Source organism: Jejubacter calystegiae (assembly GCF_005671395.1).
In the GTDB taxonomy this organism is placed as follows: Bacteria; Pseudomonadota; Gammaproteobacteria; order Enterobacterales; family Enterobacteriaceae; genus Jejubacter; species Jejubacter calystegiae.
This window is the reverse complement of the sequence record NZ_CP040428.1, coordinates 148,993-164,272: the sequence shown is the minus strand read 5'-3', so window position 1 is coordinate 164,272 and position 15,280 is coordinate 148,993. Positions and strand designations below refer to the sequence as shown.

Here is a 15,280-nt window from a genome sequence, read left to right as displayed (position 1 = left end):
GTGCCCGCCAGGTATCGGATTGAATAACGATACCGGCGGAGAAAATAACGATTATTTATCGCGCTAATCATAATAAAACTGAATTTTTGGGAAGTAATATGGGAATACATCGCTATTGCCATGTGGGGATCGTCTGCCTGCTAATGGGAATGATGCCATGCTATGCCGCATCTGAATCGGACGACATTCGAACGATTGACCCCCAGCAATTAAAGGCACAGCAACTACCTGCATTAACAGGCCAGGTGATGGAGCCTCTGCGCCATCAGCCTTCCACGCCGCTGGATATTAACGCTGCGGTACATCGCGCCGTTCAGTGGTATCCGGATATTAGTGAAGAAATTAATAAACTTTTTACCCAGGCGGCGAAAGTCGATGTGGCACGCGCGAAATATTATCCCCAGGTCAACGGGGGATTTAATAACGGCGTGACCAATACCTATACCGATCATGGCTATAGTCCGTCGCTGGTATTATCCATTTCACAAATGCTGTACGACTTCGGCAAAGTCGACAGCTCGGTGCGCGAAGCGAACGCCGCCGTGGCGCAGCAGCAGGCTATGGTGCTGCTGAGCATTGATAAAATCGCCCACGACGCCGGTGCGGCGCTGGTTCAGGTTCAGGGCTATCAACGGCTGGTAGCCATTGCGCAGGAACAACTGGCGGCACTGGATAAAATCGGCGTGCTGGCGCGTCAGCGCAATAGCGAAGGCGCCAGTTCGCTGTCGGATGTGGTGCAGACCGAAGCACGTATCGAAGGTGCCAGAGCGACGCTGACCCAGTATCAGGCCAGCCTTGAACGCTGGCGGGCCACGCTCTCCACTTATCTGGGGTGGGAACAGACTCAATCAGTCAGTGACGTTTTCCCGCGTCAGATGGATGGCGCCTGCCAGGTATCGCATATCGACGACCAACTGGTACCGCAAGTGCTGGCAGCCCATGCCCAAATGAATCAGGCCGTGGCGCAGCTGGATAGCGCGAACGCCCAACTGCTGCCCACCATTTCTCTGGAACCTGAAGTTACCCACTACCTGAACGATCGCTATGCCAACAGTCAGACCCTGGATCGGACCCAGTATTCTGCCTGGGTCCGGGTGCAGATGCCGCTGTATCAGGGGGGAGCGCTAACCGCCAGTCGCGATGCGGCGCAGCACAGCGTGGCGGCGGCGACGGCGGCGGTAAGAACCGCGCAGTTAGAGGTTCGCCAGCAACTGAGCGAGGCCAGCAACGAAGCGGTCAGTCTGCAGCAGGCGCTATTGATTCAGGCCCGCCAACAGGCGCTGAGCGAGAAGACCCGCACCCTGTATCAGCAGCAATACCTTGAATTGGGCACCCGCCCGCTACTGGATGTGCTCAACATTGAGCAGGAGATCTTCCAGTCGCGCTTCGTGGAACAGCAAACCCGAAGTCAGCTCAGAAGCCTGCAACTCGACTGCCTGTACAGCACCGGGCGCACCCGTAGCGCCTTCTCTCTTGATAAACAAGCCATCCAGGGCGTGGAGATCCGTTCATGAGTGACATCCTTCCAGCGCCGCACGTAGAAACGCCAACGGCGCAAGATATTGCCGACTGGCAGCGGGTTATCGCCCAGGTGGCCCGTCATTATCGTATTACATACTCCGCGGGCAGTTTGCAGGCGGCCGCTAACTGGCAGAGCGAACAGCCTCTGGCGCAGGTACTGAAAAACCTGGGACGCCAGGCCGGGCTACAGGCGCGAATTCTGAACGAAGAGATCGGGCAGATTTCACGCTGGCAATTGCCGCTGGCAGTCCAACTGCGCGACGGTCAGATTGGCGTCATACTCAGCTTTGACGGCGAGGACCAGGTGGCGGTCAGCCTGACGCGCGATGAAGAGCTCATTAATCGCTACCCGCTTCAGGACCTGCTGTCGGAAATCTGTCTGGTGGTGGCGCTACGCCCGTCGGCCCAGGCGCGGGATCCCCGTGCCAGCCGCTATCTGGAGGCTTTCCGGCCAGACTGGCTGCGTAAGCTTGCGATACAGAAACTGCGCCCTTACGGCCATGTGATGCTGGCTTCGCTGTTTATCAATCTGCTGTCGATGGCGGGCATTATTTTTTCGATGCAGGTTTACGATCGGGTCATTCCGGCTCAGTCGTACCCCACGCTGTACGTTCTGGCGTTTGGAGTGCTGATTGCGGTGCTGTTTGCCTTCGCGCTACGGCTGATGCGTGGCCACATTACCGACATACTGGGCAAACAGGCGGATATTCGTATTTCCGACCGGGTGTTTGGCCATGCCCTGCGACTGCGCAACAGTGCGGTGCCACGTTCTACTGGTAGTTTTATCTCCCAACTGCGCGAGCTGGAGCAGATTCGTGAAATGGTGACCTCGTCCACCGTTTCCGCCGTGGTGGATTTGCCCTTCTTCCTGCTGTTTCTGGTGGTCCTTTGCGTTATTGCGCCTCAACTGGCCTGGATTGCGCCGCTGGCGGCGATCCTGATGCTGGCACCGGGTCTGATGCTGCAAAAAAAGCTGGCTCATCTGGCCCGTCAGAACGTGCAGGAATCGACCCTGCGTAACGCCGTGCTGGTCGAAAGTATCCAGGGGCTGGAAGACATTAAACTGATGCAGGCGGAAAATCGCTTTTTGCAGCAGTGGAATGGCTATATCCAGATCACCGCCCAGTCTGGGGTTCGCACCCGTAAGCTGACCCAGGGGCTAATCGCCTGGGGGATGAGCGTTCAGGGCATGGTCTATGCTGGCGTGGTCATGCTGGGAGCGCCGTTGGTGATCGACGGTGACATCACGACCGGCGCGGTGGTGGCCGCTTCGCAGCTTTCTGCGCGCATGGTGGCTCCCATGACCGCGCTGTGCGGCGTTCTGGCGCGCTGGCAGCAGGCACGGGCCGCCAAAGCCGGACTGGACAGCATTATGAGTCTGCCGGTGGAAAATGGTCCGGATGAGCAGCGTATCGCCAGTCCGGTGCTGCACGGCAACTACCGTTTCAGCAATGCGCTGTTCCGCTATCACCAGGATGATCCCCAGGTACCGCTGCGGGTCGCGAAGCTTGAGATCGAGGCCGGTGAGCGTATCGCCGTACTGGGTCGCAACGGCGCCGGAAAATCGACCCTGCTACAGGCGCTGGCTGGCGGTATTCCTCTGATGGAAGGGGAACTGACTCTGGATAATCTGAGCCTGGGGCATATTGATATGGCGGATGTGCGGCGTAACGTCGGGCTGCTGACCCAAAACGCCCGACTGTTTCACGGCACGCTGCGCGAAAACCTGACTCTGGGGGCGCCGAATGCCAGAGACGATGAGGTTTTCGCGGCGCTGGAGGTGTGCGGCGGCGCGGACTTTATCCGCCGTCTGCCGTTGGGGCTCGACCATCTGGTGATGGAGGGGGGCAGCGGTCTGTCGGGCGGCCAGCGCCAGGCCATTCTACTGGCGCGAATGCTGCTACGCGATCCCAATATTGTGCTGCTGGATGAGCCCACCGCGGCGCTGGATGAACACACTGAACGCGACTTCCTGCAACGTCTTGAACGCTGGCTGGGAGGACGCACCCTGGTGGTGGCGACTCACCGCACCGCGGTAATGGCGCTGGTAGACAGAGTGCTGGTACTCAAAGAGGGGCAACTGGTGATGGATATGCCGAAAGAACAGGTGCTTAACCGGGCAGCGGCCCCGGCGGGAGGCGATAATGAAAAACAGTCAGCCTGAACAGGCGCTGCCGCTGCTGGCCGGAGTGGATAGCGACATGGATGATGGCGCGCTGTCCCGCTCCCAACGGGTGGTGGTGGTAATTGCGCTGCTGTTGTTGGTGACTCTGGTCTGGGCGTGGTTCGGCACTCTGGACGAAGTGTCCACCGGAACCGGGAAGGTGATTCCCAGCACACGCGAGCAGGTGATTCAGTCACTGGACGGCGGCATTCTGGTGGCGTTGGGGGTAAAAGAGGGGCAGCGGGTTCAGGCCGGTCAGATAATCGCCCGGCTGGATCCGACCCGTTCGCAATCCAACGTAGGGGAGAGCGAGGCCCGCTATCGGGCGGCGCTGGCCGCCAGCGCTCGCCTGTATGCCGAAGTGAACGATCTTCCACTGACCTTCCCGGAAGCGCTTAAGGACTCTCCGCAGCTCATTTCCGCAGAGAGCCGCTTGTATCACGCCAGACGTAGTCAGTATGCCGACTCGCTGACTCAGATTAAGGCGTCTCTGGCGTCGGTAAGCCGGGAGCTGGAGATCACCCAGCGTCTGGTGAACACCGGCGCTGCCAGCAATGTGGACGCTCTGCGACTTCAGCGTCAGAAGGCGGATCTGCAACTGAAGATGCTGGATTTGCGTTCCCAGTATCTGGTTCAGGCCCGGGAGGAACTGTCCAAAGCTAATGCCGAATCCAGCACGTTATCGGAAGTTATTAAGGGACGAGCCGACTCCCTGCGGCGAATGACGGTGACTTCGCCGGTGCGCGGCATTGTGAAAAATATTAAAGTAAACACTATTGGTGGCGTGATTCCGCCTAACGGCGAACTGATGGAGATTGTGCCGATCGACGATAGATTGTTGATCGAGACGCGTTTGTCGCCGCGCGACATTGCGTTTATTCACCCGGGGCAGAAGGCGTTGGTGAAAATCACCGCCTATGACTACGCCATCTACGGTGGTCTGGAAGGGCAGGTAGAGAGCATTTCGCCGGACACTATACAGGACGAGGCCAAACCGGAAATCTACTATTACCGTGTCTTTATTCGTACTGATCACGACTTTTTGCACAACAAAGCAGGCAAACGCTTTTCGATCGTACCGGGTATGATCGCCAACGTGGATATCAAGACTGGCGAGAAAACGGTGCTGGATTATCTGATTAAACCCTTTAACCGCGCCAAAGAAGCACTGCGGGAACGCTAATTTTCCGGGAGGATGGCAATGTCTTTAAGTCATTTATTAGAGCGCGCCTGGCCGCAGGCGCAGACCCTGGTGCCAGAAAAGCAAGGCGATGGCTGGACGCTGTTTTTTAGCTTGGGGTCACCGGAAAGCCGTGCCCGGGTGGTAACGGCACGGGGACGCAGCTTTCCCGAAGCCTGGCTGGCTGGCGCTCAGGCGTTGCAAAAACAGCGCCATAAATCACAGGTGGAGCCCTGCTGGCTGCGGGTGGAGGTGGTGAACAAGATTGAGCCTCTGAACTGGGGTCAGCTTAAGGAAAAACTGGCGCGTACCAAGCGTAATTACTTCCGCTTTGGCCTGAGTTTTGACGCGCAATTCTCCCGGGCGCTGCTGGAAATGGAAATCAACGCCAACGCTATTCTCTACGACGGCAAGATTCCGGTCGCCACGCCCAATGCCGGTAATCTGGCGCGCTACGGCGAACAGCGCTTTGGCGAAGCGCTAAGCTGGCCCGAAAGCGACAGCGAAACGCTGTGGCGCTTTACCACCTGCGGCCTGTTTACCGATGGCCGCCAGGTATGGGAACTCACTTCGCAGGGCCGTTATTCCGGTTTCCGGCAGGTAGAAAACTGGCAGCAGACGGCGTTGCCGCAGGCCATTACTCAGGGCTGCGATTTCCTGGCCCGCCAGGTACTGGCGCAAGGCAAGTATGAGTACGGCTGGTTCCCCTGTTTCGACCGGCGAATTGGTACCTATAATGCCCTGCGTCACGCCAGCAGTACCTGGGCGCTGATCGATGGCTGGTCACTGACGCGTAATCCGGAACATAAAGCGGCCATTGAGCGGGCGCTGGACTATTTAACCGGACAACTGATTCAGAATTTTTCATTGCCTGACGGCGGCAGCGCCGACTTTGTGGTGGATGTCGGTGATGAAATTAAACTCGGCGCTAACGCCGTGGCGATCCTGGCGCTGGCGAAGTACAGTGAAGTCACCGGCGAAACCCGCTATCTGGAGCAGATGAACCGGCTGGCGGAAGGCATTGCTTTTATGCAGGATCCGCACAGCGGCGGCTTTGTGCACGTGCTGAATGCGGCGGATCTGTCGCTCAAAGAGGCTCATCGCATTATCTATTACGATGGCGAAGCGGCCTTTGCGCTGATGCGTCTGTACAGCCTGACCGCCGAAGCCCGCTGGCTGGATCGCGTTAAAAAAGCGGTGGATCATTTTATCGTTAAGGAGCACTGGCGCGCCCACGATCACTGGCTGGGCTACTGTATTAATGAGCTGACGATCTACTGCCCGGAAGAGAAGTATTTCCGCTTTGCTCTGGACAACGTCCGCGATCACCTCGATTTTGTTGCCGAGCGGGTGACCACCTATCCCACGCTGCTGGAACTGATGATGGCGGCGCAACAGACCCTGACCCGACTGGCGAATTCTCCTCATCGTGGGCTGCTGGCGGATTTCGACCTCGCTAAATTTAACCGGGCGCTGGAAACCCGGGCGCGCTACTTGCTGAACGGCTTCTTCTGGCCGGAACTGGCGATGTATTTCAAACGACCCCGGCGCATTGTTGGCAGCTTTTTCATTCGTCATCACGGCTATCGGGTGCGGATCGACGATGTGGAGCACTATCTGTCGGGCTATGTCGCTTATCTGACCTGGCTGCGACGCAGTCAGCGCCAGCCGGTGGCATTAACGCCATGGTCCGCCACCCAGATTATGTTTCTGGGGGAAAACTTGCGTAATGTCGGCAACGGCATCGAAGTGGCGATGGCGCGGCGCGCCAGGCTGTTCGTTGAACGGCTGGGGCAGACGCCGTGCATTATGACGTCGGCGTGGAATCCGGCGCTGGGGCAGACGGTGGCGCAGTTTAAAGAGAGTGGCCGACTGCCGCAGGGCGTACGGGTAATGTCGATTTACGACGGACTGCTGGCGATGCGCGATCGCGGGGAACTATCGGCGCTGCCCTGGCAGGTGCCCGGGCCGCTACTGAACCGTACCCGCAGCGATGGTGGTCTGTATCGTTTGCAGTTTGCCCATAAGGACGCTCCGCAGCGCCTGGCGCTGGAGGTTTTTGTGGACGGCCACAGTCAGGCGCTGCTGCTGAAACACTATCAGAGCCGTAACGATCGTTCGGTGCTGACGCGCATCGACTGGCACCAGACCGGAAGCGGCATGGTCAGCTTCCTGAGCGAGTCGGCCTGGCTGGCGGCGGCGCTGAATGCCACTCTGGCGCCTGAGGTGCGCTGGCACTTTATCGTCGATAAAAATCTGCCGTGGCGTGATTTTGTCTTATCCGATCCCAGGTCGCGTTTTAACGCCACGGTGACGTCGGTTATTCATAATACCCACCGTTTGCGCAATGGGAAATTGAAGCAGTCCTACGCGCACCTGCTGGTGGCGGAAGCGCCGGTCGATCAAATTCTGGTGCTGACCCGGGAACAGCATGACGATCTGGTACGCGATGGCGTAAAACCCGAGATGCTGCGAATAATCCCGAATGAGGCTCCATTGGCTGGTATTACACCCACTAACAGGGATAACCGGCGGGTGCTCTATATGGCGCGCTATTCGGCAGAAAAACGTCACGATCTGCTGGTCAGGGTGTTTCAGCGAGTGCTACAGGCGGTGCCGGATGCGGAGTTACACACCTGGGGCGCCGGTCCGTTGCGTCAGGGGCTGGTGCGGCAGGTGGCGCAACTGGGGCTGGAGGCGTCGATAAAGATCCACGGTTTTACCGATGACATCGCCCGGCTCCATAGCGAAAGCTGCTGCGCGGTGCTCTGCTCCGACCAGGAAGGGCAGTCGCAGTTCGGTCTGGAGGCGCTAAGTTACGGGACGCCGTTGGTCAGTATGGCGGTGAAGTATGGTCCGCGCGATCTGCTGGCCGACTTCGACTGCGGCCGCCTGGTGCCGGATGGCGATGAACAGGCGCTGGCCGACGCGCTTATTGAGGTGCTGACCCATCCTGAGCAACAGTCCCGGATGCGCCAGCAGGCGCGGCTAAGCGCGGCGCGCTTCCATCCGGATATTGTGGCCGGGTACTGGCGCACCTGGTGGCAGGCGCGTAGCGAGGCGCCTCAGGTGCTTTTATGTGAATAGACGTCTGGATGGGTATATGGTTATTCAATAACGGTATTTCCTCATTATGCAGGGCTGTGCTCCAATGGATGGCATCATTATTATTTATCATTGTGAATTAAAAGGAATTTTAAGATGAAAAAAATTGTAGCCGCCCTGCTGGCTGGCGCCTGCCTGTTGTTGACCGCCTGCTCTCAGGACGATGACAGTAAAGTAAAAGTGGCGATTAACACCGGTCCGGACCAGGCCATCTGGGATGTGGTGAAAAAAGTCGCTCATGAAAAATATCAACTGGATGTCGAAGTCGTCTCCTTTAATGATTACGTGTTGCCCAACGAGGCGCTGCGTAATAAAGACGTGGACGCCAACGCCTTCCAGAGCATTCCTTACCTGGAGGATCAGTCGAAAGAGCGCGGCTATCAGTTCGCGATCCTGACCAACACCTTCGTTTACCCCATCGCAGGCTATTCGAAGAAACTGAAAAACCTGTCTGAGCTGCCGGACGGCGCGACGGTGACTATCTCCAACGAAGCCACGACTCTGGGGCGTAGTCTGCTGCTGCTGGAAGCGAAAGGGCTGATTAAGCTGAAAGAGGATGTTGGCTTCCTGCCCACGACCCTGGACATTACTGTCAATCCTAAGCATCTGAAGTTTGTGGAAGTGGATACTCCGCAGTTGACCCGGACGCTGGATGACGGCAACGTCTATTTATCGATTATTAACAACAACTTCGCCTCGCAAATTGGGCTTTCCGCCACCCGTGACGGCCTGTTTATGGAAGATAAAGCCTCGCCTTATGTCAACGTGATGGTGGCGCGGAGCGAAGATAAAGACGATCCGCGACTGGCGAAGCTGGTTGAGGCGTTTCGCTCTGATGAAGTGGTGAAAAAGACCGAAGAGATCTACAAAGGGGATGCCATAAAGGGCTGGTAACCGGCTGGCGTTTCCAGTAAAGCCCCCATACTGCTCCGGCAGATGGGGGCTTTGTTTTCAGATAAAGAAGTCGCTTAATGCCCGGGCGGTGGCCAGGGGTTGTTCTTCCGGAATAAAGTGGCCGCAGTGGGCGATGGTCTGTCCTTCTATCCTGGTCACGAAGGGGCGCAGCGGTGCCGCCATATCGGGAATCGAACCCTGATCGGAGCTAAGAGCCAGTACCGGCACGTTAAGGGGGCCCGCCTGCTGTAGCTCGCGGTTCTGGCGGGCGGAAAGATCGGCGGCCCGATAGTAAGCCAGCCCCGCCCGCAGGCCGCCGCTGGTGGTAAATACCCGCAGATACTCATCGATATCCTGTTCTGAGAAAGCGTCCGGAAAGGCTGTTTTGCGGCGCAGGAACCAGTCGAGATAGAGCCGTTCGCGCCCGCTTATCAGGGCTTCCGGCAGATCGGCGATCATGTGGAACGCAAAGTGCCATGTCTTCCAGGCTTTATCGGGGGACAGTGGCAGCGCGTCCGGCAGGGTAATGCCGGGAATACCGGCATCAAGTAACGCCAGGCGTTTCACTTCATCGCGATAGCGGTTGGCAAAAGGCCAGGCGACCCAGGCGCCAACGTCGTGCCCGGCCAGATAGTAGCGGTGCACGCCCAGTTGCGCCAGCAGGCCATGGGCCTTATCGGCCAGGGTCAGGGTATCGTAGCCATCCAGCGGTTTATCGGAATCCCCCTGTCCCGGCAGGTCCGGCGCGATAATATAAAAGCGTGAGGCCAGCGCTTTCATGACCTTATGCCAGGCGTACCAGCTTTGCGGAAAACCGGCGAACAGCACCAGGGTAGCGCCTTCTTCATTGCCGCCAGCCACGTAGTGGAGCCGCAGGCCATCGACGGTAGCGTAACGATGTTCAAAGCCGGGAAGCGACGCCACCGGGCGCGATGCAGGGCCGTTGTTTAACGTGTTTGTTGGCATGGTGATTTCTCCCGTTGTGATATTTAGGAAATGATCAATTCCTAAATGGGTAAAATTTTTAGTCGAGCAGCTTCATGATCTGAGCGATGGCGGCATTGCCATCGCGAATTTCCGTCACCTTGCCCATAACGCGCATTCCCAGAGTCAGGCAGAGCAGCAGATCGGCCGTCAGTGCCGGATCGATACCGGCTGCGATCGAGCCATCGCGCTGGCCTTCGCGAATCATTTCGCCAATAAATGCCCGGTTGCGCATGACGGCCTGGCGCGCCAGGCCGGCCAGTTCTTCATCCAGCGCCTGGGATTCCACGGTGCTGCCTACCACCAGACAGCCGCGCTGTCCTTCCAGATCTGCTGCGGATTCCAGATAAAAGCGCAGCCATTCGGCTATACGCTCCCGGCCGCTGGCAAAAGGCGCCAGTCGGGCCTGCAGTGCTGCACTGCGCTGTGACAAATAGCGGGCGAAAACCTGAATAAACAGATTACGCTTATCCTTAAAGGCCTTATAGATACTGCCCGAAGTCAGGCCCATAGCGGTGCTTAAGTCGCCTATCGTGGCGGCGTGATAGCCCCGGTTGCGGAAAACCAGCATCGCCTGATCCAGGGCGCTGTCTGTGTCGAATTCCCGCGGTCGTCCACGCTCTTTAACCTGTGACTGACCCATGGTGCTCCCAAATTAGAAAATGATCATTTCCTAAATGATGGCAAAGAAAGCGCCGGGAGTAAAGCCGTGCCCGACTATACTGACAAACGCTTCCGGGTCCGGGAGTGACTCTGGCTATTAAGGAATTTGTCATGATCGTGAGGAATCACCTTTGCTTAGTTACGCTGTGCTGTCTGGCGTTGTCGGCCGCCCGGGCCGTGGCGGCGGATGGCAGCAGCTTTTCCCATAAGGACTGGGATCTGGTCTGCGATAACACCCTGACCTGTCGCGCCGCAGGCTATTCGCCGGAAGGGACAGAGCAGGCTGCCAGCGTATTGTTGATGCGTAAGGCGGGCCCAGGTACGCCGCTGGACAATCGGGTGCGGCTGGCTGAGTCAGAAGATGGGCAGAGCGCAGGCGATGCGCCGCAATTGATGGTAGCGAACCAGTCACTCGGAATGTTACAGCCCGCTGATGATGACGCCTGGCTGATGAATGGGCGCCAGCTCGACGCCTTTATGGCGGCGTTGCATAGCGGTAGCGCTATTGGTTTTCGTGATGCCCGCGGTACGTATCCGCTTTCCGGAGCGGGATCCAGCGCGGTATTGCTCAAAATGGATGACTTGCAGGGCAGGGTGGGTACCCGTGGCGCGCTGATTCGGCCAGGTACGCGAGATGAATCCGGCGTACGGCAGCCGAATCCCGCGACCGTTGTCGCGAAAGCGCCGGTGGCGGATAAAGAGAGTCGCGCCATGACGGCTGATGAGATCGCGCGGATAAAGCCGAATCTGATATCGCGCATTGAGGCCAGCGGCGATTGCGACGATGAATGGATGGGTGAACACTGGTATTTCGCCCGGCTGGACGATCGCTATGGGCTGGTGGGGGCATCCTGCTGGCGCGGTGCCTATAACAGCGGCGATATCTGGTTTGTTATCGACAACGAGAACCACGAACCGGTGCAGCTGGTGACCACTGGCGCTACGTCTTACCAGCAGGGAAGCCTCGAACTTTATCAGAAGGGACGTGGACTGGGCGATTGTATACGCTTTTCCAGCTGGACCTGGAACGGCCAGCGCTTCGTCGCCAGTTCGGATGGCGATACCGGCCGCTGCATGATGATTCGCCCCGGTGGCGCCTGGACGCTCCCGACTCTGGTTACTCGCCAGGTCCAGCGCTAATGATTTCCGGCGCCGGGCTTTGCCTGGCGCCGCACTCCTGAAGTTTGAACTCCGCCACATTTCCCGATGATTTTCGAAAAGTGCAAGTTTTGATGAAAAACTGGCCTTCTTTTTTCCCTCCGTCATATCAAAAATGCAATATCAATCATTTTTAAAACACAAATTAAACAAATAAATAACAATTCATCTGCGAGGTACCCTATGAAAACCCAGGTCGTTATCGTTGGCGCGGGTCCGTCCGGACTACTGCTTGGCCAGCTGCTGCAAGCTGCCGGAATCAGCAATATCATCCTCGAGCGTCAGTCCCCCGACTATGTGCTGGGCCGTATTCGCGCCGGTATTCTGGAAAGCGGTACGGTTGAGCTACTGCGTGAAGCAGGCGTCAGCCAGCGCATGGATTCCGAAGGACTGGTGCATGAGGGGGTGGAATTTCTGTTCGACGGGCAGCGTATTCCGGTGGCTCTTAAGGCCCTGAGCGGCAAAGCGGTGATGGTCTATGGACAGACCGAAGTGACCCGGGATCTGATGGCGGCGCGGGAGCAGGAAGGGGGCGCCTCGTTCTATGGCGTCAGCCAGGTGGAGCTGCACAGTCTTAAATCCGATAGGCCGCGGGTTACCTTCGAACAGGCGGGGGAACGTTACAGTATCGAGTGCGACTATGTGGCGGGCTGCGACGGCTTTCACGGCGTATCGCGCCAGGCGATTCCCAAAACGGTGCTGCGCGAGTATGAGCGCGCATATTCCTTCGGCTGGCTGGGGCTGCTGGCGGACACGCCGCCTTTGCATCACGAGTTGATCTACGCGCATCATTCCCGTGGTTTTGTACTGTGCAGTCAGCGCTCGTTGACCCGAAGCCGTTACTACCTTCAGGTGCCGCTTAGCGAAAAGGTGGAGCAGTGGTCGGACGCCCGCTTCTGGGATGAGCTGGAGCAGCGCCTGCCCGCCCAACTGACCGCCGGGTTGCAGACCGGACCGTCGCTGGAAAAAAGCATCGCACCGCTGCGCAGCTTTGTGGCGGAGCCCATGCAGTACGGGCGTCTGTTTCTGGTGGGGGATGCGGCACACATCGTGCCGCCGACCGGCGCCAAGGGCCTTAACCTGGCCGCGTCGGACGTCAATTACCTGTGGCGCATTCTCAGCAAGGTATATCACGAAGGGCGAACCGATCTGCTGGAACGCTATTCGGAACTGGCGTTACGCCGGGTGTGGAAAGGGGAGCGCTTTAGCTGGTTTATGACCGGCCTGCTACATGAATTCAGCGGGCAGAGCGGCTTCGAGCGCCGGATCCAACAGGCGGAACGCGAATATTACCTGACCTCCCGGGCCGGGCTGACCACCATTGCGGAAAATTATGTCGGCCTGCCGTATGAAGAGGTACGCTGACGGAGAATAAAGGCCCCAGCTTATTGAGCAGGAATTCGGCCACCCCATTAAACTCTTAGTGGGGGGCTTTGTCACCGGAGCATCCCCACAGCATGCGGCAGCTTCTGGCATATTGCCGTCGGTTCCGGTGGGGTGTGCACCGCAGGAGGGCCGCAACATCAGGTTTCCTGAGTCCGGAGGTGATTATGTCCCTGTTATTCAGCCCGCTTAAGGTCGGGCCGCTGACGCTGAAAAATCGCATTGTGGTTCCGCCCATGTCGCAATATTCCGCAGGGAGCGATGGCGTGGTGGCGCCGTGGCACGCGCGGCATATCGGTAGTCTGGCGATTTCCGGCGCCAGTATGGTGATTAGCGAGGCGCTGGGCGTGACGCCGGATGGCCGGATTACGCCGCACTGCCTGGGTTTATGGAACGATACCCAGGCGCGGGCGTTACAGAAGTTACTGACCGATATTCGTACTTACAGTGATACTCCCATCGGCGTGCAGCTTAATCACGCCGGGCGCAAGGCAGGCACCAGCCCGCCGTGGATCGAGCACGGCGCCCCGCTCGGCAGCGAACAGGGAGGATGGCATACGGTCGCTCCTTCCGCTGTCCCGTGGCGGCCGGGATGGCCCGTACCAGAAGCGCTGGATGAGCCCGGGATGGATCGCATTCTTCAGGCCTTTATCAGTGCCGCCAGGCGGGCGCTGGAAGCGGGCGTGGATTTTGCGGAACTGCTGGCGGCTAACGGCTATCTGCTGAGCCAGTTTTTGTCGCCGCTCAGTAACCAGCGTCGCGATGATTATGGCGGCAGTCCGGAAAACCGGATGCGCTTTCCACTGCGGGTGGCCCAGGCGCTGCGCGAGATCTGGCCAGCTTCGCTGCCGTTAGGCGTACGCTTTAACGGTGGCGAATTTGCTGATGGAGGGCTGGAACTGGCAGAAGCCGTTCAGTTTGCCCGGGAGCTGCATCGTCTGGGATATGACTATCTGAGCGTTTCCGGGGGATATAACGTTTATAACGAGACACCGCCCGCCGGGCAGCAGGGCTATATGGTACCCTTTGCCGCAGCGGTAAAAGCGGCGCTGCCTGATGCGATCGTCATTACGGTAGGCATGATCTATGAAGCGAAGCAGGCCGATGCGATCCTTCAGGAGCGCAAAGCGGATCTGATCGCGGTGGGGCGCGCTATTCTTGACGATCCTCACTGGCCGATCCATGCCGCGATCGCCATGGGTGAAAAGGCATCCTGGCCGAAACCTTACGATCGCTTTGGTTCCCGGGGCTGGCCGGGCCATAAACCACAGGAGGCGTAATGACCCTGGCGCGGCATATTCCAATCTTTAAGCTCTATGGCGAACGCCTGCACTGGCCAACGCCGGATCTGCTGCACTGTGAGTCTATTCGTAGCCGTAGCAGGCTACATGAGTGGCATATTCGTACCCATCAGCATACCGATCTTATACAGCTGCTTTATATGCATAAGGGGGAGGTGGAGATCGAGATTGAAGATGTGGTCCGGCGCTACAGCGAGCCCTGTCTGCAGGTGGTTCCGGCCCTGTGCGTGCATGGTTTTCGCTTTGCGCCGGGGACGCAGGGATTTTCTCTATCGTTGGCGGCGCCGCTGGTAGCGCGCTTTGAGCAGCAGTTTGGTCGTCCGTTGCAGGTGCTGAACCAGGCGGCCTGTATGAAGCCGGGGGCGTCCAGTAGTCGGATTAATGCGTTATTTGAGACGCTACAGCATGAATATCGGGCGGATCATGACGCCCGGGATATGATGATCCACTCGCTGCTCGGCACTCTGCTGGTCTGGCTTAATCGTCAGGGCGCGCCGCGTAAGGCGGTGAGTGACCGGCTGGAGCGGCGGCGTGCGGCTATCCGGCGTTTTAACCAACTGGTCGAACTCCACTATCGGGAACATCTACCAGTTGCCCATTATGCCAGCCAGATTGGCCTGTCCGGCGCCCATCTTAATACCCTGTGCCGTGAATATCATGGATGCAGTGCGCTAAGCGTGCTGCATCAGCGTCTGCTACTGGAAGCGAAGCGCAGCCTGCGTTATACCAGCATGACGGTCAGTCAGGTCTCCGACTACCTTGGCTTTAGTGATGCCACCTACTTTTCCCGTTTCTTTCGGCGCTGCACGGGCGTCACGCCCAGAGATTTCCGCGACCGTTCCGGCGCGCGCCGCCTGGCGTAGCCCTCTGGCGCTTTCCTCAATACTGTCTCCTGTCACCCGCCTCTTTCAGACAAAGTAAAGATGC

Annotated in this window: 11 protein-coding genes; 9 read left to right on the top strand and 2 right to left on the bottom strand. The window is 58.2% G+C overall.

Going from position 1 to position 15,280, the window contains the following annotated elements; translation table 11 throughout:
* Positions 1–149 precede the first annotated feature (149 nt).
* The 5 genes from FEM41_RS00680 to FEM41_RS00660 all read left to right on the top strand — a co-directional run bounded on the left by FEM41_RS00680 (position 150) and on the right by FEM41_RS00660 (position 8,864).
* Positions 150–1,514 carry a TolC family outer membrane protein gene (locus FEM41_RS00680; protein WP_421805381.1) on the top strand — a complete coding sequence of 455 codons (1,365 nt, stop codon included), beginning with the start codon at positions 150–152 and terminating at the stop codon, positions 1,512–1,514.
* A complete protein-coding gene (locus FEM41_RS00675) occupies positions 1,511–3,685 on the top strand; it encodes a type I secretion system permease/ATPase (RefSeq protein WP_138093345.1) in 2,175 nt (724 codons plus the stop codon). The genes FEM41_RS00680 and FEM41_RS00675 overlap by 4 nt, the downstream gene beginning before the upstream one ends.
* 37 nt (positions 3,686–3,722) lie before the next feature.
* Entirely contained in the window at positions 3,723–4,868 is a 1,146-nt protein-coding gene (locus tag FEM41_RS00670; RefSeq protein ID WP_421805379.1) for an HlyD family type I secretion periplasmic adaptor subunit, read from the top strand.
* A gap of 18 nt (positions 4,869–4,886) precedes the next feature.
* Complete coding sequence (locus FEM41_RS00665; protein ID WP_138093338.1) at positions 4,887–7,952, top strand: glycosyltransferase; 3,066 nt, start codon at positions 4,887–4,889, stop codon at positions 7,950–7,952.
* A gap of 114 nt (positions 7,953–8,066) precedes the next feature.
* Positions 8,067–8,864, top strand: a complete 798-nt coding sequence (locus FEM41_RS00660) for a MetQ/NlpA family ABC transporter substrate-binding protein (RefSeq protein ID WP_138093335.1) — start codon at positions 8,067–8,069, stop codon at positions 8,862–8,864.
* A 57-nt stretch (positions 8,865–8,921) separates the two neighbouring features.
* Here FEM41_RS00660 and FEM41_RS00655 read toward each other — a convergent pair whose 3' ends face one another.
* Together FEM41_RS00655 and FEM41_RS00650 are read right to left on the bottom strand one after the other, a co-directional pair.
* Entirely contained in the window at positions 8,922–9,830 is a 909-nt protein-coding gene (locus tag FEM41_RS00655; RefSeq protein WP_138093332.1) for an alpha/beta fold hydrolase, read from the bottom strand.
* Positions 9,831–9,888: 58 nt separating this feature from the next.
* Positions 9,889–10,491, bottom strand: a complete 603-nt coding sequence (locus FEM41_RS00650) for a TetR/AcrR family transcriptional regulator (protein ID WP_138093329.1) — start codon at positions 10,489–10,491, stop codon at positions 9,889–9,891.
* Positions 10,492–10,622: 131 nt separating this feature from the next.
* Here FEM41_RS00650 and FEM41_RS00645 point away from each other — a divergent pair, with 131 nt between their 5' ends.
* From FEM41_RS00645 to FEM41_RS00630, 4 genes are all read left to right on the top strand, one after another.
* Complete coding sequence (locus tag FEM41_RS00645) at positions 10,623–11,651, top strand: DUF1176 domain-containing protein (RefSeq protein WP_138093326.1); 1,029 nt, start codon at positions 10,623–10,625, stop codon at positions 11,649–11,651.
* A gap of 201 nt (positions 11,652–11,852) precedes the next feature.
* Positions 11,853–13,034 carry a 4-hydroxybenzoate 3-monooxygenase gene (pobA, locus tag FEM41_RS00640; RefSeq protein ID WP_138093323.1) on the top strand — a complete coding sequence of 394 codons (1,182 nt, stop codon included), beginning with the start codon at positions 11,853–11,855 and terminating at the stop codon, positions 13,032–13,034.
* Between the two features lie 185 nt (positions 13,035–13,219).
* Positions 13,220–14,332, top strand: coding sequence for an NADH:flavin oxidoreductase/NADH oxidase (locus tag FEM41_RS00635; protein WP_138093320.1), 1,113 nt, complete (start codon positions 13,220–13,222; stop codon positions 14,330–14,332).
* The gene (locus FEM41_RS00630) at positions 14,332–15,216 is read left to right on the top strand and encodes a helix-turn-helix domain-containing protein (protein ID WP_138093317.1); all 885 of its coding nucleotides are present in this window, start codon (positions 14,332–14,334) and stop codon (positions 15,214–15,216) included. The genes FEM41_RS00635 and FEM41_RS00630 overlap by 1 nt, the downstream gene beginning before the upstream one ends.
* Positions 15,217–15,280: the final 64 nt, after the last annotated feature.

Excerpts from the sequence above, each read along its gene's own strand:
- pobA (WP_138093323.1), top strand. The coding sequence starts at position 11,853 with ATGAAAACCCAGGTCGTTATCGTTGGCGCGGGTCCGTCCGGACTACTG.
- FEM41_RS00645 (WP_138093326.1), top strand. The coding sequence starts at position 10,623 with ATGATCGTGAGGAATCACCTTTGCTTAGTTACGCTGTGCTGTCTGGCG.
- FEM41_RS00680 (WP_421805381.1), top strand. The coding sequence starts at position 150 with ATGATGCCATGCTATGCCGCATCTGAATCGGACGACATTCGAACGATT.
- FEM41_RS00635 (WP_138093320.1), top strand. The coding sequence starts at position 13,220 with ATGTCCCTGTTATTCAGCCCGCTTAAGGTCGGGCCGCTGACGCTGAAA.
- FEM41_RS00660 (WP_138093335.1), top strand. The coding sequence starts at position 8,067 with ATGAAAAAAATTGTAGCCGCCCTGCTGGCTGGCGCCTGCCTGTTGTTG.
- FEM41_RS00675 (WP_138093345.1), top strand. The coding sequence starts at position 1,511 with ATGAGTGACATCCTTCCAGCGCCGCACGTAGAAACGCCAACGGCGCAA.
- FEM41_RS00630 (WP_138093317.1), top strand. The coding sequence starts at position 14,332 with ATGACCCTGGCGCGGCATATTCCAATCTTTAAGCTCTATGGCGAACGC.
- FEM41_RS00670 (WP_421805379.1), top strand. The coding sequence starts at position 3,723 with ATGGATGATGGCGCGCTGTCCCGCTCCCAACGGGTGGTGGTGGTAATT.
- FEM41_RS00665 (WP_138093338.1), top strand. The coding sequence starts at position 4,887 with ATGTCTTTAAGTCATTTATTAGAGCGCGCCTGGCCGCAGGCGCAGACC.
- FEM41_RS00655 (WP_138093332.1), bottom strand. The coding sequence starts at position 9,830 with ATGCCAACAAACACGTTAAACAACGGCCCTGCATCGCGCCCGGTGGCG.
- FEM41_RS00650 (WP_138093329.1), bottom strand. The coding sequence starts at position 10,491 with ATGGGTCAGTCACAGGTTAAAGAGCGTGGACGACCGCGGGAATTCGAC.